The sequence below is a fragment of the Dyella sp. genome (genome assembly GCF_035508675.1).
Classification (GTDB): domain Bacteria; phylum Pseudomonadota; class Gammaproteobacteria; order Xanthomonadales; family Rhodanobacteraceae; genus Dyella_B.
The window spans coordinates 1-20,885 of the sequence record NZ_DATJMN010000038.1; the positions used below are offsets into that span (position 1 = coordinate 1).

General features: G+C 62.9%; 21 protein-coding genes. 4 read left to right on the plus strand and 17 right to left on the minus strand.

All coding sequences use genetic code 11. The features are described 5' to 3' along the window. Positions 1 to 747 (plus strand): MFS transporter (locus VMA74_RS02340; protein ID WP_325364423.1); only part of this gene is annotated, 747 nt, incomplete at its 5' end. A 39-nt stretch (positions 748 to 786) separates the two neighbouring features. Here VMA74_RS02340 and VMA74_RS02345 read toward each other — a convergent pair. The 6 genes from VMA74_RS02345 to polA form a co-directional block, all read right to left on the minus strand. Beyond that, positions 787 to 2,064 (minus strand): RNA polymerase sigma factor, encoded by a 1,278-nt coding sequence (locus VMA74_RS02345; protein ID WP_325364425.1) that lies wholly within the window; start codon positions 2,062 to 2,064, stop codon positions 787 to 789. Positions 2,065 to 2,103: 39 nt separating this feature from the next. Then, positions 2,104 to 2,523: a YciI family protein gene (locus VMA74_RS02350; protein ID WP_325364427.1), complete on the minus strand. Its 420-nt coding sequence runs from the start codon at positions 2,521 to 2,523 to the stop codon at positions 2,104 to 2,106. 10 nt (positions 2,524 to 2,533) lie between these two features. Next, positions 2,534 to 2,947 carry a glyoxalase/bleomycin resistance/extradiol dioxygenase family protein gene (locus tag VMA74_RS02355; RefSeq protein ID WP_325364429.1) on the minus strand — a complete coding sequence of 138 codons (414 nt, stop codon included), beginning with the start codon at positions 2,945 to 2,947 and terminating at the stop codon, positions 2,534 to 2,536. 96 nt (positions 2,948 to 3,043) lie between these two features. Further along, positions 3,044 to 4,078 carry a LacI family DNA-binding transcriptional regulator gene (locus VMA74_RS02360; protein WP_325364463.1) on the minus strand — a complete coding sequence of 345 codons (1,035 nt, stop codon included), beginning with the start codon at positions 4,076 to 4,078 and terminating at the stop codon, positions 3,044 to 3,046. A gap of 339 nt (positions 4,079 to 4,417) precedes the next feature. After that, positions 4,418 to 6,385, minus strand: a complete 1,968-nt coding sequence (locus VMA74_RS02365) for an alpha/beta hydrolase family protein (RefSeq protein ID WP_325364431.1) — start codon at positions 6,383 to 6,385, stop codon at positions 4,418 to 4,420. Between the two features lie 173 nt (positions 6,386 to 6,558). Then, entirely contained in the window at positions 6,559 to 9,288 is a 2,730-nt protein-coding gene (gene polA, locus VMA74_RS02370) for a DNA polymerase I (protein WP_325364433.1), read from the minus strand. Between the two features lie 136 nt (positions 9,289 to 9,424). Here polA and VMA74_RS02375 point away from each other — a divergent pair, with 136 nt between their 5' ends. Beyond that, positions 9,425 to 9,964, plus strand: a complete 540-nt coding sequence (locus tag VMA74_RS02375; protein WP_325364435.1) for a DUF2782 domain-containing protein — start codon at positions 9,425 to 9,427, stop codon at positions 9,962 to 9,964. Positions 9,965 to 9,983: 19 nt separating this feature from the next. Further along, positions 9,984 to 10,415: an EamA family transporter gene (locus VMA74_RS02380; RefSeq protein ID WP_325364437.1), complete on the plus strand. Its 432-nt coding sequence runs from the start codon at positions 9,984 to 9,986 to the stop codon at positions 10,413 to 10,415. Between the two features lie 6 nt (positions 10,416 to 10,421). Here the strand turns inward: VMA74_RS02380 and VMA74_RS02385 are convergent, their stop codons facing one another. Continuing rightward, positions 10,422 to 11,135: a glutathione S-transferase gene (locus VMA74_RS02385; protein WP_325364439.1), complete on the minus strand. Its 714-nt coding sequence runs from the start codon at positions 11,133 to 11,135 to the stop codon at positions 10,422 to 10,424. A gap of 48 nt (positions 11,136 to 11,183) precedes the next feature. Further along, positions 11,184 to 12,080 carry a LysR family transcriptional regulator gene (locus VMA74_RS02390; protein WP_325364441.1) on the minus strand — a complete coding sequence of 299 codons (897 nt, stop codon included), beginning with the start codon at positions 12,078 to 12,080 and terminating at the stop codon, positions 11,184 to 11,186. 97 nt (positions 12,081 to 12,177) lie between these two features. On the opposite strand from VMA74_RS02390, the gene VMA74_RS02395 reads away from it, so the two are divergent. Then, the gene (locus tag VMA74_RS02395; protein ID WP_325364443.1) at positions 12,178 to 13,185 is read left to right on the plus strand and encodes a bile acid:sodium symporter family protein; all 1,008 of its coding nucleotides are present in this window, start codon (positions 12,178 to 12,180) and stop codon (positions 13,183 to 13,185) included. A 72-nt stretch (positions 13,186 to 13,257) separates the two neighbouring features. Here the strand turns inward: VMA74_RS02395 and purH are convergent, their stop codons facing one another. The 9 genes from purH to VMA74_RS02440 form a co-directional block, all read right to left on the minus strand. Then, positions 13,258 to 14,862, minus strand: coding sequence for a bifunctional phosphoribosylaminoimidazolecarboxamide formyltransferase/IMP cyclohydrolase (gene purH, locus VMA74_RS02400; protein WP_325364445.1), 1,605 nt, complete (start codon positions 14,860 to 14,862; stop codon positions 13,258 to 13,260). 127 nt (positions 14,863 to 14,989) lie between these two features. After that, positions 14,990 to 15,277 carry a helix-turn-helix domain-containing protein gene (locus VMA74_RS02405; protein ID WP_325364447.1) on the minus strand — a complete coding sequence of 96 codons (288 nt, stop codon included), beginning with the start codon at positions 15,275 to 15,277 and terminating at the stop codon, positions 14,990 to 14,992. A gap of 216 nt (positions 15,278 to 15,493) precedes the next feature. Beyond that, positions 15,494 to 16,252 carry a DUF3426 domain-containing protein gene (locus VMA74_RS02410; RefSeq protein WP_414649543.1) on the minus strand — a complete coding sequence of 253 codons (759 nt, stop codon included), beginning with the start codon at positions 16,250 to 16,252 and terminating at the stop codon, positions 15,494 to 15,496. 78 nt (positions 16,253 to 16,330) lie between these two features. Beyond that, a complete protein-coding gene (gene prmA, locus VMA74_RS02415) occupies positions 16,331 to 17,230 on the minus strand; it encodes a 50S ribosomal protein L11 methyltransferase (protein ID WP_325364451.1) in 900 nt (299 codons plus the stop codon). A gap of 146 nt (positions 17,231 to 17,376) precedes the next feature. After that, positions 17,377 to 18,762 carry an acetyl-CoA carboxylase biotin carboxylase subunit gene (gene accC, locus VMA74_RS02420; protein WP_325364453.1) on the minus strand — a complete coding sequence of 462 codons (1,386 nt, stop codon included), beginning with the start codon at positions 18,760 to 18,762 and terminating at the stop codon, positions 17,377 to 17,379. 14 nt (positions 18,763 to 18,776) lie between these two features. Further along, the gene (accB, locus tag VMA74_RS02425; protein ID WP_325364455.1) at positions 18,777 to 19,241 is read right to left on the minus strand and encodes an acetyl-CoA carboxylase biotin carboxyl carrier protein; all 465 of its coding nucleotides are present in this window, start codon (positions 19,239 to 19,241) and stop codon (positions 18,777 to 18,779) included. Positions 19,242 to 19,313: 72 nt separating this feature from the next. Continuing rightward, positions 19,314 to 19,766 carry a type II 3-dehydroquinate dehydratase gene (gene aroQ / locus VMA74_RS02430; RefSeq protein ID WP_325364457.1) on the minus strand — a complete coding sequence of 151 codons (453 nt, stop codon included), beginning with the start codon at positions 19,764 to 19,766 and terminating at the stop codon, positions 19,314 to 19,316. Positions 19,767 to 19,902: 136 nt separating this feature from the next. Continuing rightward, entirely contained in the window at positions 19,903 to 20,448 is a 546-nt protein-coding gene (locus VMA74_RS02435; protein WP_325364459.1) for a TlpA disulfide reductase family protein, read from the minus strand. Positions 20,449 to 20,498: 50 nt separating this feature from the next. Beyond that, positions 20,499 to 20,885: thioredoxin family protein (locus VMA74_RS02440; RefSeq protein WP_325364461.1), on the minus strand; the 387-nt coding region annotated here is incomplete at its 5' end.

The following is a 20,885-nucleotide window of genomic DNA, read 5'->3' on the forward strand; positions in this document are numbered from 1 at the left end:
GCCTATGCTCTCGAGCGTGAGCTGTACTTGCTGGCCGGCGGCATGGCCGCCTTCGGCCTTTCGCAATTGTGGCTAAGCGTGGCGCGCGGTGTCGGCATGTTCACGCAAGTGATGACCGACGTGCATGCCATGCCGCCGGCCATGCGCCGCCTGGCGCTGGTGCAACTGTTCTCGTGGTTTGCCATGTTTGCGATGTGGATCTACACCACGGCCGGCGTGGCGCAGGTGCACTTCGGTAGCAGCGATCCGCAGTCGGCCGCTTACAACAATGGCGCCAATTGGGTGGGCGTGCTGTTTGCCGCTTACAACGGTTTTGCCGCCATTGCTTCGCTGGTGATTCCGCTGATGGTGCGCCGCTGGGGTTTGCGCATCAGCCACCTGATCAATCTGTGGTTGGGTGGCGCAGGCTTGATTGCGTTCCTGCTGATCCGCGATCCGCACTGGTTGTTGCTGCCGATGGTGGGCGTGGGCTTTGCGTGGGCATCGATACTGTCCTTGCCCTATGCGCTGCTGTCGGACAACCTGCCGGCGGAGAAGATGGGCGTGTACATGGGCATCTTCAATTTCTTCATAGTGATTCCGCAGTTGCTGGCCGCGAGCGTGCTGGGGGTGCTGTTGCGCGTGTTCTTCCACGGTCAGCCGATCTACGCGCTGGTGCTGGGCGGGGCGAGCTTGCTGGTGGCGGGGGTGAGCGTGCTGCGCGTGCAGGAGCCGGCGCTGCCCAGGGCGGTGCCGCAGGACGTGTAATCCTTGCACTGGGATCGTAGGCTGGGATGAAATCCCAGCCTACGGGTGACGTGCCGCTTCGGCGCTAGCGGCTGCGCGCTGCTGTAGGAAGCTGCGTTCTCGTCCATTGCGCGCCAGCGATGCCGCACGCTCGAATTCCTCGCGCGCTTCGGCGTGTCGTTGCAGCCGGCTGAGGAGATCGCCGCGCACACTGGGCAGCAGGTGATAGTTGCGCAGCAAAGGTTCGTTCGCCAGTGCGTCGATCAGCGCAAGCCCTGCGGCGGGACCGGATGCCATCGCCACGGCGACGGCGCGGTTGAGTTCCACCACCGGCGACGGCAGCGCCTGCGCCAGTTCGGCATAGAGCGCGGCAATGCGGTTCCAGTCCGTCGCTTCCGCCGTACGCGCGCGCGCATGGCAGGCGGCGATGGCGGCTTGCAAGGCATACGGTCCGTGCGCGCCGCCCAGTTTTTCGGCGCGCTCCAGTGCAGCAAGGCCACGGCGAATCAGTAGCGGATCCCAGCGGCTGCGGTCCTGGTCGGGCAACAAGATCGGTTCGCCCGTGGGCGTGGTGCGCGCATGCAGGCGCGAGGCCTGGATTTCCATCAGCGCCAGCAGGCCCAGCGCTTCCGGTTCCTGCGGCGCCAGGCCGGCCAGTACGCGGCCAAGGCGCATGGCTTCGTTGCACAGCTCGGGGCGAATCCAGTCGTCGCCCGAGGTGGCGGCATAGCCTTCGTTGAAGATGAGATAGATCACTTCGAGCACGGAGGCGAGGCGTTCGTCGCGTTCTTCGCCGCGCGGTACTTCGAAAGGAATCTGTTTTTCCGACAGCGTGCGCTTGGCGCGCACGATGCGCTGCGAAATGGTGGATTCGGGCACCAGGAAGGCGCGCGCGATTTCGTCGGTGGTCAGGCCGCCGAGCAGGCGCAGCGTGAGCGCGGCGCGCGCGTCGGCGGAAAGCACCGGGTGGCAGGCCGTGAAGATCAGCCGGAGCAGGTCGTCGCCGATGTCATCGTCGAGCATGGTTTCCAGCTCCGACTTGCCATCTTCGGCCTCGCTTTCCGATTCATAGGCAAGGGCCTCATGCTTGCGTTCGATCAGCTTTTTGCGCCGCAGCTGGTCGATGGCGCGGTGCTTGGCGGCGGTCATCAGCCAGGCGCCGGGGTTGTCCGGCACGCCGCTTTCCGGCCAGCGCTCCAGCGCCGTTACCAGCGCGTCCTGCGCCAGCTCCTCGGCCAGCCCCACGTCGCGCAGCATGCGCGCAAGGCCGGCAATGAGCCGCGCCGATTCGATGCGCCATACCGCTTCGATCGTGCGATGGATGTCGGTGGCCGTCATGGCCACCGATCACAGCACGTGCCCTGGGGCGATGCAAGTTCACATCGATGCATCAGGCTGCGAATGGGCGCGCGTCTCCAGCACCATCTGCTGCACTTCGGCGGGAAATTCGTTGAGTTCGAATACCTGCCGGATCTCGATGGTGTCGCTGGGATTGAGCGGGCAGCGCGAGGCCCAGGCGACGGCCTCCTCGCGCGAGGCCACGTCGATCATCCAATAGCCGCCGACCACTTCCTTGGTCTCCGCGAAGGGACCGTCGACGATGCGGGGTTTGCCGTCGACGGAGCTTACGCGCACGCCGGCCGAAGGCGGATGCAGGCCATCCAGGGCCAGCAGTACGCCCGCCTCCTGCAGCGATTTGTTGAAGCGCATCATCTTCGCGACCGCCTCGGTGCTTGGCCTTGCATCGGGCGCGGCATCGCATTGGCCTGCAGGCAGCATCAGCATCATGAATCGCATGGGGTTCTCCTTATTGCTGCGGTGGAATGATGACCATCCAGTTGACGCCGAAGCGATCGATCACCATGCCGAAGCAGGGCGAGAAAAAGGTTTGGCCCAGCGGCATGTTCACTTGGCCGCCGTCGGCCAACGCTGCGAACGCGCGCTCGGCTTCGGCCTCGCTGGTCACCGTGAGTGACAGCGAGAAGCCCTGGAATTTCGTTTCCTGGTTCACGCAATCGTCCGACGCCATCACCACGGTGTCGCCGATGGTGATGTTGCTGTACATGATCTGCTCGCCATTGGCGTTGGCCGCGGGACCATCGCTGGGCGGCGCTTCCTTGTAGCGCAACTTGTCGTTGACCTTGGCGCCGAGGTGTTGCTCGTAATAGTGAATGGCTTCTTCGCAGCGGCCGTTGAAGAATAGGTAGGGCTGGACGTACATGGATGCTTCCTCCGTAGCTTGAGTGGGCTCTCGATAGGAAGACGAAGCACAGGAGGCGAAATCGACACCACGCCGTCGCCCCGGAGACGAGACGATTCAGCGGGCGCCGTACTGGCTGGACCGACGTACCACCAGTTTCACCGGCAGTAACCGGGTTTCCACCGGCTCGCGGCGGATCAGGCACAGCAGATTGTCGACCAGCGTCTCACCGGCCAGCTTGGTGTCCTGCAGCACGGTGGTCAGCGGTGGATTGAGAAAGCGGGCCATCGGAATGTCGTCGAAGCCCGCGACAGCCACTTGTTCGGGTATTTTGATGCCGTGGTTGGCCAGCGCGCGCATGGCGCCGATGGCGATGAGGTCGCTGGCGGCAAAGATGGCATCAAACGGCAGCTTGCGCTCCAGCAGTTTTTCCAGCGCTTCGTAGCCGGCCTGCTCGGTGCTTTCGGCGGCATCCACTTGCAGGTTGCCATCGGTGTCGACGCCTGCCTGCTGCAGGGCCGTGACGTAGCCGCGGTAACGATCGAAGAATTCGGGGTAATGACTGGATGCATCGCCCAGGAAGGCAATGCGCCGGCAACCCTGTTCCAGCAGATGGGTGGCTACGGCGTGGCCGCCCTGCAGGTTGTCGCAACCGATGGAGATGTCCGGCTGGTCCGGCAGCACGGCGCCCCAGCGCACGGAGCGGGTGCCCTGGGCGGCGAGCTTCTGCATTTTGTCGCGGTAGGTCAGGTAGTCGCCGTAGCCGAGCAGGATGATGCCGTCCGCCTTCTTGGTGTCAGCGTAGTCGGCGTGCCAGTCGTCGGAAAGCTGCTGGAACGAGATCAGCAGGTCGTAGCCGCGCAGGGCGCAGGCGCGGGTGATCGAGCCCAGCATCGAAAGAAAGAACGGATTGATGTGCGAGTCGTCGGCGGTGGGGTCTTCGAACAGCAGCAAGGCCAGCGTGCCGGAGTGCTGCGAACGCAGGTTCGAGGCGTTCTTGTCCACCTTGTAGTTGAGCTGGTCCGCCGCGGCCTTGATGCGCTGGCGGGTTTCCTCGCTGACCAGCGGACTGCCGCGCAACGCACGCGAGACCGTGGATTGGGAGACCCCGGTCAAATGGGCGATGTCGAAGGAAGTGGGTTTCCCTTTGATTTGCACTGCAGGGCAACTCTTTGCGCTCGGGCAGCCGGCGGGCGGCGGCCATCCCGTAACAGCATCCTAACGGGAGAATGCGTGTCTGTCCTGACGCAGGGCAAGAAAACCATCGGGCATGAGCAAAGAGAAAGGCCCCGCGAACTTTAGGGGGAAGTCCGCGGGGCCGGGGGAATCGGCGACCCAGGGGAGAGGGCCGATTCCGGTGGCGACCCAGGGAGGTGGGCGCCGGGGGATGCCGTTGCGTGCATCCACAAACTTAGAACGTGCCAAGGCCCGGAAAGTTGCACTGGCGAGTGCAAAAAGTCGGAAATGGTCAGCCGGGATTCATGTGAGTGATCACTTGGCGGCGCTTCCCAGGTACTTGCCCAGGAAATCCTGCAGGTGCTGCAGGAAATCCGTGTTGTCTTCATCGCTATAGAAGCCGTGAAGTTCTTTCGGCTTGATCAACCATTCGTAGGGTTTGCCGGCCTTGTCGAGCGCACTGCGAAGCTTGGTCGCATTTTTCAGTGGAACCCGCGGATCTTCCTCGCCATGCACGATCAGTACGGGCACATTGAACTGATCCAAATGGTAGAGCGGCGAAATGGCCCGGAGCGTGGCCTCATCCTGGCCGATCGCCTGGTTGAAGTAATTCTGGCCGCGTTCGGTTGTTTCCATATCGCTCTTGTCGGCCATGATGTCGAAATCGCTGATGCCGGCGAAATCGACCGCGCATTTGAACGTGCCGGGCGAGCGGATCGGCGCCATCAGTGCCGAATATCCGCCGAAGCTGGCGCCGAACACGCAGACTTTGTCCTTGTCCGCATAGCCTTGTGCGATCGCCCAGCGTACGCCGTCGAGCAGATCCTGCTGGATCCCGGTACCGAACTGCTTGTAACCAGCGTGCTGGAAATTCGGCCCGCGTCCGGCCGAGCCGCGGTAGTTCACTTGCAGCACGGCATAGCCGCGGCTGGCCAGGAATTGTGCCCACGCGTCGTAATCCCAGTGATCGCGTATATCAATCGGGCCACCGTGCGGCAGCAGTACCAACGGCAATTTGGCGCCTCGCGCCGGCAGCGTGAGATAGCCGTCCAATTGCTGCCCGTCGGAGGCGGCGAAGCGTATGGGCAGGCGTGATGCCATGCTTTGCGGGTCAATCTGCGGGGCGATCCGGAACAGCGGTTTGAAACTGACCGGGTTGAGCGTAAACAGTGCATACACACCAGGGTCTTTGTCACTGCCGGCACGCACCAGCACGCGCGTGCCATCTTCGCTGATGGCGGCAAAGCGGATCAGCAGATTCGGAAACTGTTCGCTGAGCGCCTTGTGGATCGTGGCGCTGTTGTCATCGTCGACATAGATGACGCGTGGCCTGCCGGTATCGATCATCGCAGCGAACGGCTTGTGCGGATATGGCGTCCAGTAAACCTCGTCGACCGAGCCGAAGCTGTCCGAAGCGAGGATTTTCAGGTTGGAAAGATCGAAGTTGCTCACGGCCAGTGCATAGGGGCCGCCGTCGGCGCTGTATCGCCAATAGACCTGCTTGCCGTCATCGCTGATGGCCAGCGGAATGGCGCTGCGTGCGGAGGTCGGCACTTTGCGCCAGGCCTGGTTCTCGCTGTCGTGTTCGAACAGGAGCGGCCTGTTCTGGTCATCCAGGCCGTAGGCAATACGCGCAATGCCGTCATGCACGATGAGGCGCATGCCGGCTTCGTTGAAGCTGCCCATCGATATGGCGGTACCCGTCGTGGCGTCGACATCGAAGATTTCCGTGCGGCCTTCGCGCGCCTTGCCGGCGATGCTGATGCTGGTGGTCCAGTAAAAATGGCCGTTCGGCTTGGACGGCAGTCCGCTGAAATAGCCGCGGGCTCCCGGCGGCAGCCCGTGCCGATGTGCCGCGACCCATCCATACATGCTTTGCTGATGGCTACCGTCGTAGTCCACGGCGATCAGGTCGCCGGTGAGCTGCGGTGCGTCCAGCCAGCCCAGTTGCCTGGCGGGTACGATGATCAGGCGTGTATTGCTGGTCCAGATAATCTGCTCGGGCACCTGCTTGGCCGGCACGTCCAGCCGGCTGAACGGCTTCATGTCGGGCAAATGGAACACGCCTATTTCATATTTGCCGCCACCGGCTGCATTGACGTCGTCATGAATGGCCATGGCAAGGTACTGGCCATCGGGCGACATGCTCGGTGTGCTGAAGGGCGGACGCTTTGCGAAATCCGCGGCAGTCAGCGGTCTGATCGTGTCCGCGTGTAGAGAAAAACTCGCCGCCATCAAACCCAGTGCAGCGGCAAACACTTGCACGCGCTTCGTCTTCATCATCCATGGCCCCTGGTTTGTAGCGCCATTATGCCCGCGGTTTGGCGCGCGGGAACTATGCAAACCGGCCTGGATCTGTCGCATGAATTTGCGGGTGGAGTGGAATGAAATTCCAGTTTGCTGCGGCTCCCGATGCTGGGATTTCATCCCAGCCTATGTAGTTACGCGGCGCGTCCTTAATGCGCCTCATCCCAGTTCTTGCCCACGCCGACATCCACCACCAGTGGCACGCGCAACTGCGCGGCGCCAGACATATGTTGACGGACCGCCTCGCGCACCACATCCACGGCCTCGGCGCGTACTTCGAACACCAGTTCGTCATGCACCTGCATCAGCATGTGCGCGTCGTCGCGGTCTTTCAGCCATGCGGCTACAGTGATCATGGCGCGCTTGATGATGTCGGCGGCGGTGCCCTGCATGGGGGCGTTCACCGCGGCGCGTTCGGCGCCGGCGCGCAGGGCCTGGTTGCGTGAGGTCAGGTTTTCCAGATACAGCCGCCGGCCGAACAGGGTTTCGACGTAGCCATCGCGGTGGGCGCGCTCGCGCGTGGCATCCATGAACGCGTGCACGCCGGGATAGCGCGAAAAATAACGTGCCATATAGTCGCTGGCTTCGCCACGGTCGATGCCGAGCTGACGGGCGAGGCCGAACGCGCTCATGCCGTACATCAGGCCGAAGTTGATCGCTTTGGCGGCGCGGCGCTGGTTGCTGGTGACGGCATCCGGCTCGAGGCCAAACACCTCCGCGGCCGTGGCACGATGGATGTCGCCGCCTTCGTGGAACGCGCGCAACAGTCCTTCGTCGCCGGACAGATGCGCCATGATGCGCAGCTCGATCTGCGAATAGTCCGCCGCCATCACCCGCCAGCCTTCCGGTGCGATGAACGCCTGGCGAATGCGCCGGCCTTCTTCGGTGCGCACCGGGATGTTCTGCAGGTTCGGGTCGGTGGATGAAATGCGGCCCGTTGCCACGGCCCCCTGGTGGTAACTGGTGTGTACGCGGCCGGTGCGTGGATTGACGATCTCGGCGAGTTTTTCCGTGTAGGTGGAGCGCAGCTTGGCCAGGCCGCGGTAGTCGAGAATCAGGCGCGGCAGCGCGTGATCTTGCGCAATCGCTTCGAGTGCTTCCTCGTTGGTGGAAGGTTGCCCGGTTGGTGTTTTCAGCTTGGCCGGCAAGCCGAGTTCGTCAAACAGGATCGCTTGCAACTGCTTGGGCGAATCGAGGTTGAACTCGTGCCCTGCCGACTGCCAGGCTTCCCGCTGCAGCTCGTGCATGCGCTTGCCGAGCTGCTGGCTTTGCTTGCGTAGTTCATTCACGTCGATCAGCACGCCGCGTTGTTCCATGCCGGCCAGCACGGGGACCAGCGGTATTTCGATCTCTTCGTAAACTTTGCGCAGCTTTGGCTCGCTCTCCAACTGCGGCCACAGTGCGTGATGCAGGCGCAAGGTAATATCCGCATCTTCGGCGGCATAGTTGCAGGCGGTATCCAGATCCACCTGCGAGAACGAAATCTGCTTGGCGCCCTTGCCGGCGACCGCTTCGTATTTGACCGTGTCGTAATCCAGATAGCGCTTGGCCAGCGAATCCATGTCATGGCGCGTGGCGGTGGCGTTCCACACGTAGGATTCCAGCATGGTGTCGTGTTGCAGGCCCTGCACCACGATGCCGTACTGCGACAGGATGTTCATGTCGTACTTGGCGTGCTGGCCGACCTTCGGGCGCTTGGGGTCTTCCAGGATCGGCTTGAGTGCGCCGAGCACCTGGTCGCGCGGCAGCTGCGTAGGCGCACCGGGATAATCGTGCGCCAGCGGGATATAGCAAGCCTTGCAAGACTCGACGGAAAGACTGAGGCCGACGATGTGCGCCTGCATCGCATCGAGGCTGGTGGTCTCGGTGTCGAAGGCGATCAGCGGCGCATGTGCGAGGCGCGCCAGCCATGCGTCCCATTGCGCCTGGGTGGTGACCAGTTCGTATTCACCCTTGCCCGATGCGATGGATGGTTTGCCGGGCGCCGACGCCGTGCCGGTAGCAGCAGGCGAGAGCGCTGGGGCCACTTCCGCGGTGACGCTATCCAGATCTTTCAGTGCGGCCTTGAATTCATAACGGGTGTACAGCTCGCGCAACGCATCGACGTCACGATCGCGCAACAGCAATTGCGGCACCGTGAAGTCCAGCGGTACGTCGGTCTTGATCGTGACCAGCTGGCGCGATAACGGTAGCGCTGGCAGCGCTTCGCGCAGGTATTCGCCGATCTTGCCGCCGATCTTGTCGGCGTTCGCGATCACGCCATCGAGCGAACCGTATTCGGCCAGCCATTTTGCGGCGGTCTTCGGGCCGCATTTGTTCACGCCGGGCACGTTGTCGACGGTGTCGCCGGTGAGACTGAGGAAATCGATGATCTGCTCCGGCTTCACGCCGAACTTTTCCACCACCGCGGCGTTGTCCATGGTGGTGTTGGTCATGGTGTTGACCAGCGTGATGCCAGGCCGCACCAGTTGCGCGAGGTCCTTGTCGCCGGTGGAAATGACCACGTCGATGCCATGCTCATGCGCCTGGCATGCGAGTGTGCCGATCACATCGTCCGCCTCGACACCGTCCACGCGCAGAATCGGAAAGCCCAGCGCGCTCACGATTTTCAGCATCGGCTCGACCTGCATGCGAAGATCGTCCGGCATCGGCGGGCGGTTTGCCTTGTATTTGTCGTACAGCACGTTGCGGAAGGTGGGTCCCGCGGCGTCACTGACGAAGGCCACATAATCGGGCTTGGCCTTCAGCGTAGCACGCAGCATGTTGACCACGCCGAACAAGGCGCCCGTGGGTTCGCCCTTCGCATTGCTGAGGGGCGGCAGCGCGTGGAAGGCGCGGTAAAGGTACGACGAGCCGTCGATGAGCGTGAGTTTTGGCATGCCGGGATTCTAAGGGAACAAGTGCAAGGAACAGTTATGAAGATGGAGCCGTCAGGCCTGCTTTGCATCCAGCTCATTCACTGCCGGGCGAACCGCCCACTGCTATGATTTAGCACTCTGACGAGGTTCCCCTGCCATGAAACACGCAGCCTGCTTGCTTGCCCTTTCTGTCCTGGCCGCCTCGTCGGCCTTTGCGCAGACGTCTTCATCGTCCTCGGCGACGCCTCACTTCGCGCCTGCGCCACCGCCGCCGGGCATGAACGATCCAGGTGTGAATCCGGCGAAGGAGCCGGCGCCAGCCGCGGCAAGTTCGGCCGGCAAACCGGTGTCGAGCCCGGCGGAACTGGAGCCCAGCCATCTGCCGGGTAAGCCGATTCCGGTGCCGAAGGTGGCGGGGGTGCCTGCACCGCACGATGCCAACGGCCAGCCGCCGCCGGACGTATCGGTGCGCCAGGAGGGCGAGAACACCATCCAGGAATTCCGGCAGAACGGCCGCGTCTACATGGTGGTGGTCACGCCCAAGCACGGCCCGCAGCAGATCTACAACGTGGACGAGAACGGCTATATGTTCGATCCGGTCAGCCGCACGCGGGTGAAGCCGGTGCAGTACCAGATCATGCAATGGGGCAACACCAAGCCTGCGTCGGCATCGTCGGCGGAAGACAACGGGCAGTGATGCCTAAGCATCCCTACGCATGAATCTGCGCGAAAGCTGGCTGCTGTTCGCGCTGGGCTCGGCGTTCTTTGCTGCGCTGACGGCGCTGTTCGGCAAGCTTGGCGTGGCCGGCATCAACTCCAACCTCGCCACGTTCATTCGCACGCTGGTGATTCTCGCGGTAACGGCGGGCATCCTCAGCTTGCGCGCGGAATGGGCCAAGCCCTCCGGCCTGCCGTGGCATAGCTGGGTGTTTCTGGTGCTTTCGGGTATCGCTACGGGTTTGTCGTGGCTGTGTTATTACCGTGCTTTGCAACTGGGGCCGATAAGCAAGGTGGCGCCGATCGACAAACTCAGCGTGGCGATCGCCATCGTGCTGGGCTTGCTGGTGCTGGGTGAAAAGCCGAGTTGGCCGATGCTGGTCGGCGGTTTGCTGATCGTGGCCGGTTCGCTGGTGATTGCCTTGTTTTGAATGCAGTTACCGGCCCGGCCGATCCAGCTCGGCATAGTGGCGAAAGATGCCTTCTTCGTTGAACGCAATGCGCCGCGGCGACGCGAGGTACGCGGCCATGTTCGGCCGTTCGGCGATGCGCTCGGCCAGGGCGCGCAAGCGTGGAATACGTTTCTGCATGCGGCGCATCGTATTGGGAAAGGTGTAGTCGAGGCCGCTGATCAGCTGGAACAGCGACAGGTCCACGTACGAATGGCGTGAAAGCGCCTGGCGCCCATTGCCGCGCTCCAGCACCTGTTCGAAATAGCCGAGGAATTTAGGTACCCGCTCCTCGCGAAACGCCTGGCTGCGTTTGCGTGCGGCAGCGCGCTGCTGCTCGTAATACTGATCGACGGCAAGCGGATGGTGCGTGTCATGAATTTCCACCACGAAGTCCGCGATCGTCAGCTGCAATTGCTGCGCGTACATTTCGGCCGATTGCCCGCCTGGCACCAGGCCAAGGCGCGGGCCGAGATAAGCCAGGATGGTGGCCGTCTGCGCGATCACCAGGCGCCCGGCCTTGAGGAACGGCGGCGCAAAGGGCAGGGCGCCTTCCTGCTTGCCGCGCAGGAACGGCATGATCGCCTTGTCGCCGCGTTCGCGCGCCACGTCGATGTAGTCGGCGCCTGCATCTTCCAGCGCCAGGCGAACATACTCGCCACGGCCCTGGATGGTCGACCAGTAATAGAGTTCGTAGCGCATGGATCGATTCCCTCGCTTCGAAAGCTGCGCAGCGTAAGCAGGCAGTGCTCAATGCGGTGTGAGCATGCCTTTGGCGGTCAGTTCGCGCAATTGATGCCACACCAGCGCAGCCAGGGGCGAAAGCGATCGCTGGCGGCGACGGATCAAGGTGATGGCGCGCCGCTCGGTAGGTATGAGCGCGCGCACGGCGAGCGTGGCAGGAGGCGATGAGAGCGCCGGCGTGATGGTGACGCCAAGCCCGGCCTCCACCATGCGGAATGCCGTGTAAGGGTGGCCGGTTTGCTGCACCACGTTTGCCGCCACCCCATGTTTCTGCAGCAACCCGTCGATCAGGCGCCGGCTGCCGGAGAAATAATCGAGCAGCACCAGCGGTTGCCCTTGCAATTTCTTCCATGCCACGGTCTTGTGCTGCGCGAACGGATGATCCGGGCGGCAGGCAAGGCAGAACGGATCGTGCATGATCACTTCGCTGTCGAATTCGCTGGCCTCGGCCGGTTCAATGGCAATGCCAAAATCCACTTCGCCGCCGCGGACGCTATCGAGCACGAGCGCTTGCGTTTGATCATGCAATTGGATGGCGAGCTCGGGATAGCTGCGTGCGCACGCGGCAATGCACAGTGGCATCAGGCTGGCCGACAGCGTCGGCACCGAGGCGATATGCACCTTGCCGCGCTTGCGCTCGCCTTCGGAATGCACATGGTCCAGCACGCCTTCGAGTTCATCCAGCACGCGCTCGATCGCGCTTTCCAGATAGCGGCCGGCGTCGGTCGGGATGACTTCGCGCGTGCTGCGATCGAACAGGCGCACGCCGAGTTCCGCTTCCAGCTCGGCCACATGCCGGCTCACGGCGGGCTGGCTCAGATGCAGCTGTTCGGCGGCGCGCCGGAAATGACGCTGTCGCGCCACGGCGAGAAAAACCCGCAACTGCCGGAGATTTACATTCATGCTCATAACGTATCAATAGATACAATAAAGTTATTTGATTTATCAATGGCTGGGCGTTGAAATAGCCCCATTCAAGCGTTCCCCGAGCCCTGCAGCCATGTCTTTGCGTCGTTTCCTGCCCGACAACTTCACGCTTTGCCTGATCGCCACCGTCATCACCGCCAGCGTGTTGCCGTGCCGGGGCCATGCGGCGGTGGCGTTCGATGGGCTGACCAACTTCGCCATCGCCCTATTGTTCTTTCTGCATGGCGCCAAGCTCTCGCGCGAGGCGGTGCTGGCGGGCATTACGAACTGGCGCCTGCATCTCACGGTGCTGGCCAGCACCTTCGTGTTGTTTCCGCTGCTGGGACTGCTGCTCAAACCGCTGTTGCTGCCACTGGTCACGCCGGCGCTCTACGTTGGCATTCTGTTTCTGTGCAGCCTGCCGTCGACGGTGCAGTCATCGATTGCATTCACCTCCATCGCGCGCGGCAACGTGCCGGCGGCGGTGTGCTCGGCATCGGCATCCAGTCTGATCGGCATCGTGCTGACGCCGTTGCTGGTAGGCCTGGCGGTGCATGCCCACGGGCAAGGCGGTTTGTCCTGGCACTCGGTGGGCGATATCGTGCTGCAGCTGTTCGTGCCGTTCGTGGCCGGACAGGTGGCGCAGTGGTGGATCGGTGGCTGGGTGCAACGGCATCGCCCGTTGGTCGGCCTGGTCGACCAGGGTTCGATCCTGCTGGTGGTGTACACCGCGTTCAGCGCGGCGGTGTTGCAGGGCTTGTGGAAGCAGCTTCCGCTGCCGGTGCTGGGCGGTTTGCTGATCGTCAACGCCATCCTGCTTGCCGCGGCACTGTTGACGACGCGCTACGGTTCGCGTGCGCTGGGCTTCGACCGCGAGGACGAAATCACCATCGTGTTCTGCGGCTCCAAGAAGAGCCTGGCCAGTGGCGTGCCGATGGCGAACGTGCTGTTCCCTGCCCATATGTTGGGCATGATCGTGTTGCCGATCATGCTGTTCCATCAGATGCAGCTGATGACCTGCGCGGTGCTGGCGCGACGGTATGCGCAACGTGTGGGAACGGCTGCGCGCAGCGCCACGAAGTCAGAACTTGCCGCGGATTAACCCTACGCTGGGATGCAATCCCAGCTTTGCCATGCCAACGGAAGCTGGGATTTCACTCCAGCCCACGAAGCATCAATGGCGGAAGTGGCGCATGCCGGTAAACACCATCGCCATATCGTGTTCGTCGGCGGCGGTGATCACTTCGGCATCGCGCATCGAGCCGCCTGGCTGAATCACCGCGCTGATGCCTGCCGCGGCCGCGGCATCGATGCCGTCGCGGAAGGGAAAGAACGCGTCGGAGGCCATCACAGAGCCGCGTACTTCCAGCTTTTCGTCCGCTGCCTTGATGCCGGCGATGCGCGCGCTGTACACGCGGCTCATCTGGCCGGCACCGATGCCGATGGTCTGGCGGTTGCGTGCATAGACGATGGCATTGCTCTTGACGTACTTCGCCACCTTCCAGGCGAAGATCAGGTCGTCGATTTGTTCTTGCGTGGGCGCGCGGCGCGTGACGATCTTCAGATCCGACGCCGTGATCATGCCGCGATCCGCGGTCTGCACCAGCAAGCCGGAGCCGACCCGGCGCAGATCATAGCCAGCGGCCGGGCTCGTGCTTTCCGCCGGCACAGGAATGTGCAGCACCCGTACGTTGCCCTTCTTGGCGAAAGCTTTCAGCGCTTCATCCGAATAGCTGGGCGCCAGCACCACTTCGATGAATTGGCGCTCCACCATGGTCTGCGCAGTGACACCATCCACTTCACGGTTGAACGCAATGATGCCGCCGAATGCCGAGGTGGGATCGGTCTGGAAGGCCAGGTCATAGGCTTTGCCGACGCCATCCAGGCTCACCGCCACGCCGCAGGGATTGGCGTGCTTCACGATCACGCAGGCCGGCTTGGTGAAGCTGCGCACGCATTCCCAGGCGGCATCCGCATCGGCGATGTTGTTGAAGGAGAGTTCCTTGCCTTGCAGCTGCCGGAAGGTGGCGAGCGTGCCGGGCACGGGTTGCAGATCGCGATAGAACGCAGCCTGCTGGTGCGGGTTTTCGCCGTAGCGCAGATCCAGCGTTTTCACGAAACGGCTGTTGAGCTGGCCGGGGAAGCTGTCATGACCGGTAATGGCGCCCTGCGTATCGTTGAGTTGCAGGCCGGACAGGTAGTCACTGATTGCGCCGTCATAGTTGGACACGCGATTGAACGCCGCCACGGCGAACTTGAAGCGCGTGCTGTGGCTCAAGCCACCGTGTTCTTCGATCTCCGCGAGTGCTTCTTCGTATTGCTCGGGTGCGGTGAGCACGCCGACGTCGTTCCAGTTTTTTGCCGCCGAACGCAGCATGGCGGGGCCGCCGATATCGATGTTTTCGATGGCTTGTTCCAGCGTGCAATCGGGCCTGGCGACCGTTGTCTCGAACGGATACAGGTTCAGCACGAGCAGGTCGATCGGCGCGATGCCGAGTTCGGCCATCACCGCGTCATCCGTCCCGCGGCGGCCGAGCAATCCGCCATGAACCTTGGGGTGCAAGGTCTTGACGCGGCCGTGCATGATTTCCGGAAAGCCGGTGACGTCGCTGACGTCCGTGACCGGGATGCCAGCTTCGCGCAAGGCTTTGGCGCTGCCGCCGGTGGAAAGCAGTGCCACCTTTGCCGCCGTCAAGCGTTTGCCCAGTTCGATCAGCCCGGTCTTGTCCGAGACGCTGATCAGTGCGCGGCGGACAGGCGTGACGGCAGGTGCAGGCATGGGGGCATCCGGAAGCGTGAAAGCTGCGCATTATAGCGCCATGCACCAGAAGCCCGACAGGCTGCTGTGCCATGGTGGCCATTTGGACGTCTAAACCGGATGGATGGCGGCCAGGCGCGGCCTTGACTCAGAGCAGGCCGTGCTGCGTGAGCTTCTTGCGTAGCGTGGCGCGATTGATGCCCAGCACCGCTGCAGCGCGGCTTTGGTTGCCGTCATGGAAGGCCAATACTTCACGCAGCAACGGACCTTCGACTTCGCGAATCACCAGCGCGTGCAGACCTTCGTCGCACGGCGTATCGCCAATGTCCGCAAGATAGCGGCGCACTGTACGACTGACGCATTCACTCAGTGCGCTCTGCGACGAGGATTCGCGAACAGCCTCGTTGGCAGGCAGTCTAACGGCGTTCAAGGACATGTCCCCTCACGTACTCCACGCAACGGCTGCATAGGCCGTCGCCATGTTTTGACAGTTACCGCTTTCGCGGCGGGTCGGCAGTCGCTGCCCAGGAGCAAGCATTCCTTGAGCGCGAGGGATCGAGTGTACTCGCGACCACCAATAAAATTAAGAGCCTTCGAACATGAAAACGTATGTAAACGGATAACGCTATGTCGAACAGGCACTAAGCCGCTGTTATTCAAATGCCATGTCAAAGCCGACGGCTTGATGTCCCGGATCCTCTACCTCGAAGATCAAAGCTGTGCTAGCGCCGGGTGCAAGGCCGCGCCGCAAGGCCTCCGTGTCGTCAAGGTATTCGTAGGGATTGAGACGGCGCATGGCAATCACTTTGCCGTTGCCATCGGTCAAGCGGATGGTGACTACCGGCCAGGGTTGGGTGAACGTTGCGTCGTTGCGCAGCGTGGCGCTGATCAGCAATGCGCCCGGTACGGTGGGATGCGTTTGTACGTCGCGTGCAAGCAAGCGCAATTTGCCGACGTCGCGCACGGGCGGCAATTCGCATGCCAGGACCGCGCATGCTTGTTGCAACAGGGGGCCGGTGGTGGCGTCGGCGATCAAGGTATCACGCAGCGCCCAGCCGAGCTGTGCCACAAGGCCGAGCAGCAGCAGCAGGCATGCGACCACCCATGGCCAACGGCGTGGCTTGTCGGCGCGCTTGTCGCGGGCGAAACGCGGGGTGACGACCAGGTCGGCAAAATCGTCGCGCAACAACGGTGTGTCGCTAGGCTCAGGTTCTGCGCCGGGCTTGGGCCGATACACGGCCAGCTCCAGGCGCGGCGGTTCCACGCCGGGTTCGTGGGCGGGCAGTTCGTGAAAAGGTTCCGGCGGCAGTTGATCGGCCAAGGTGGCGATGCTGTCGAAACCCGCGCCGCAATGCCCGCACATGACGAAGCCATGCGCCTGCGCGAGCGTGCGCGCATCCACTGAAAACACGGACAGGCATTCAGGGCATTGCGTATACATGGCTGCGCTAAAACGTGTATGCGGCAAGCTTAGCAGGGCGCAAGCCCGTCAAACGCGACGCCGGCCGCTGATGCGCACCCAGTCTTCGAGCACATCCACGCGCAGCGCTTCGAACCATTTGGCATAACGCTCAAGCAGTTCCTCTTGCTGGCCCTTGAGGATGCCGGAAAGTGCGAAGGGGGCGCCAGGCTGGGCCAATGCGGCGAACGTGGGCGCCAATTCGCCAAGTGGACCGGCGAGAATGTTGGCGACGAACACATCGGCAGGTTCGCCCGCGAAATCCTCGGGCAGGAACAGCGCCAGCCGGTCGGCGACGTTGTTGCGCTCGGCATTGTCCGCAGAGGCCGTCAATGCCTGCGGATCGTTGTCCACGCCCGCGGCGGATGCCGCCCCTAGCTTCAATGCCGCGATGGCCAAAATCCCCGAGCCGCAGCCATAGTCGATCACGCGTTTGCCGGCGAGATCCAGGCTGTCCAGCCATGCCAGGCATAGCGCGGTCGTGGGATGCGTGCCGCTGCCGAAGGCCAGTCCCGGGTCGAGTTGCACGATCGCCACGTCATCATCGTCCGGCGGTGCGATGTTCCATGGATAAATCCACAAGCGGCGACCGAACGACATGGGCTTGAACTGGTCCATCCATGCGCGCTCCCAATCTTCGTCGGCGACGTCGCGGAAGTTGAGCTGGTCGGGCTCCAGCCATGGCAGCAGTTCGCTCAAGGCTTCGCTCAAGCCTCGGCGGTCGATATCGGCATCGAACAGCGCGTTCAAGGTGATCGTTGGCCACAACGGCAGCTCGCCGACGCCCGGCTCGAAAATCGCCTGTTCGTCGGGCGTTTCGGCGTTGGCGTCGCGCAAGGTGATCGACAGCGAGCCAAGCTCCTCCAATGCTTCTTCCACGCGAGGCTGCTGTTCGGCACGGACAGTCAAGGAGAGTTCGAGCCAGGGCATTGGCATTCCGAAAGAGGGGGCTGCGGCTATTGTCCCGCTCCCCCATTTTTGTTCAACAACGGGGGAGCGGGTAGGGTGAGGGCGAAGCTTGCGGTCGGGCGCAACGTCGTTATTCCGCCCGAAGGCGGAACGACGTGTTGTTCCGATCAGGACTTCGGTTCAAGCCCGCTGTGCGGATGCTCTTTGTGTTCCGCCATGCGCTTCTCCAGATAGTGGATGTTCTGTCCACCCTGCTGGAAGCCCACATCGGACATGATGCGTTGCTGCAGCGGAACGTTGCACTTGACGCCTTCGATCACTGTCTCGGCAAGCGCCAGGCGCATGCGCGCAATAGCGGTGTCGCGATCCGGTCCGTGCACGATCAATTTGCCGATCATCGAATCGTAGTTCGGCGGAATCTTGTAGCCGTCGTACAAGTGCGTGTCCACCCGCACGCCGGGACCGCCGGGTGCTTCGAAGCGCTTCACCGTGCCGGGCGAAGGCATGAAGGTTTCCGGATCTTCCGCGTTGATGCGGCACTCGATCGCGTGACCGTTGATCTTGATGTGTTCCTGCTTGAGCGACAGTTTTTCGCCGGCCGCAATGCGCAATTGCTCACGCACCAGGTCCACGCCGGTGATCAGCTCCGTGACCGGATGCTCCACCTGGATACGCGTGTTCATTTCGATGAAGTAGAACTGGCCGTTTTCGAACAGGAATTCGAACGTGCCCGCGCCGCGATAGCCGATGCGCAAACAGGCGTCCACGCAAACTTTGCCAATATGTGCGCGCAGTTCGGGCGTGATGCCAGGCGCGGGTGCTTCCTCGACCACTTTCTGGTGACGGCGCTGCATGGAGCAATCGCGTTCGCCAAGGTGAATCGCTTGACCCTGGCCATCGGCGAGCACCTGGATTTCCACGTGGCGCGGATTCTCCAGGAATTTCTCCATGTACACCTGATCGTTGCCGAACGCGGCCTTGGCTTCCTGCTTGGTCATGGTGATGGCGTTGCCGAGATGCGCTTCGGTGCGCACCACGCGCATGCCGCGGCCACCGCCACCGCCAGCGGCCTTGATGATCACCGGATAGACGATCTCACGCGCGATGCGCATGTTTTCCTCGACATTGTCGCCGAGCGGACCACCGGAACCCGGCACGCACGGCACGCCGGCCGATTTCATCGCGCGGATCGCTTCTACCTTGTCGCCCATCATGCGGATCACATCGGCCGTCGGTCCGATGAAGATGAAGCCGGATTGCTCCACCTGTTCGGCGAAATCAGCACGCTCGGCAAGGAAGCCGTAGCCCGGGTGGATAGCGTTGGCGTCGGTGATTTCCGCCGCAGCGATGATGCGCGGAATGTTGAGGTAGCTGTCGACCGAAGGCGCGGGTCCAATGCAGATGGCTTCATCCGCAAGGCCCACGTGCTTGAGATTGCGATCCGCGGTGGAGTGCACCGCCACAGTCCTGATGCCGAGGCTGTGACACGCGCGCAGGATACGCAGCGCGATTTCGCCACGATTGGCGATAACGACCTTTTCGAGCTTTTGCATAGTCGTCAGGCCGTTCAGCCGATCACGAACATCGGTTGGTCAAATTCCACCGGCTGGCCGTTATCGACCAGGATGGCCTTCACCTCGCCGGATACTTCGGCTTCGATCTGGTTGAACATCTTCATTGCTTCGATGATGCCCAGCGTCTCGCCCGCCTTGACCTGCTGGCCCACTTTGACGAACGCCGGTGCGCCCGGGCTGGCCGAGGCGTAGAAGGTGCCGACCATCGGCGCCTTCACCACCTGGCCGGCCGGCAGGTTGCTGCCCGCTTCGCCTTCGGCCGGCACGGGAGCGGCGGCAACGGGAGCGGCGGCCGGAGCCGGGGCCGGCGCGTGTGCAGCGGGGGGCGCAGCTACGGTGATGCCGCCCTTGGGCACGCGCGACAGGCGCACGACTTCCTCGCCTTCCTTGATTTCCAGTTCGGCGAGGTTGGATTCCTCGAGCAGGTCGATCAGTTTTTTGATCTTGCGCAGATCCATGGGGCTTGCCTTCTCAGGGTCTGTGGGCCGCAGCTTGGCGGCGGGAAAGTGAAAGAAAACGGTATCGGCCAGCTAGCCGGCAGGCGTTGCTTCGAGTTTGGCCAGGGCAGCCTCCAGCGCCAGGCGATAGCTGGTGCTGCCAAAGCCGCAGATCACGCCCATCGCCAGGTCCGACAGATAGGAATGGCGGCGGAACGGCTCGCGGGCGTGCACGTTGCTCATGTGCAGTTCGATGAAGGGAATGCCCACCGCGGCCAGCGCATCGCGCAGGGCCACGCTGGTGTGGGTAAACGCACCGGGGTTGATCAGAATGGTGGCGATCTGTTCGTCGCGCGCCTGGTGAATGCGGCCGATCAGTTCATGCTCGGCGTTGGACTGGTACCAGGCCAGCTCATGGCCAGTCGCCTGGGCGCGCTGGGCCAACTGGTTATTGATGTCGGCCAGCGTTTCCCGGCCATAGATATCCGGTTCGCGTACGCCGAGCAGGTTGAGGTTGGGTCCGTGCAGGACCAGCAGCTTCGCCATGGTGCTCCCAGCTTCCCTAAAACCGGCGAGAGTGTGCGCGGTGCCGAGAATATTGTCCAGTTCGGCGCAATTCGGCGACGTTTGGCGGAGAAAGAAGATGTTAAACGTGCGTCGACGTATGGCGGTGCAAACCGCGTCAGGGCGCGCTTGCCGACGACAGCCAGCGGTCCAGTTGCTGGCCGTCCAGCGGGCCGCGGTGAACAGCCAGGATGCGGCCGTTTTCGTCCAGCAGCACGCTGTAAGGCAGCACCTCATCCAGGTCGCCGAAGCGCAGCGAGGTGCTGGGCGACGTGAGTTGGCCGATCAGGATGGGGTAGCCCACCGGATGGCTGGCAAGAAAAGCTCGTACACGATCCGGCTGGTCCATAGCAATACCCAGCACGATCGCCCCCTGATCGGCGAACTTGCGTTGGCCTGCGTTCAAAGCGGGCATCTCGGCCAGGCACGGCGCACACCAGCTGGCCCAGAAGTTTAGTAGCAGGCGCTTGCCCTGGTAGCCGGAGAGGCGGCGCTCGTGGCCGTCGAGGTCGAGCAGGGCCACGTCCGGGCGAAGATCGCCGACCTTTGCGACATGGACTCCGGGCGGCACGTGCGCCATCCGGCTTTCATGCTGCAGCCAGCCGCCGGCGATGGCGGCCAGCAAGGCCAGGGCGAGGATGACAAGGTTGGTGCGGCTCAGCATGGGTGAGGAGTGATTCGCGGGGCCGCAAGTATGCAGGCTTGCCGCGGCGATTAGTTCGCCGCCTGGGTCAGCGCCTGCTCCACCAGTGAAAAGGTCAGTACCGTCGGCAGCTTTCGTCCGTCGCCGTCGTCCTTAGGAAACACCACGTATAGCGGCACGCCAGGGGAGTGGTACTGCTGCAGGAAGGCGGAGATGGCCGGGTCCTCGTTGGTCCAGTCGCCCTTCATATAAATGGTGCCGGTGCGCTTGAGCAGCGCCTTGAAATCGTCGCCGTCGAGCACGGCATGTTCGTTGGCCTTGCAGGTGACGCACCAATCCGCCGTCATGTCGACGAACACGGGTGTGCCGGCCTTGCGCAGTGCGGCGAGCTTGCCTGGGGCGAAGGCGACAACGCCGCTCGCGCTTGCCGCCGTTTGGGCGGCCAGGGGCAGGGTGGC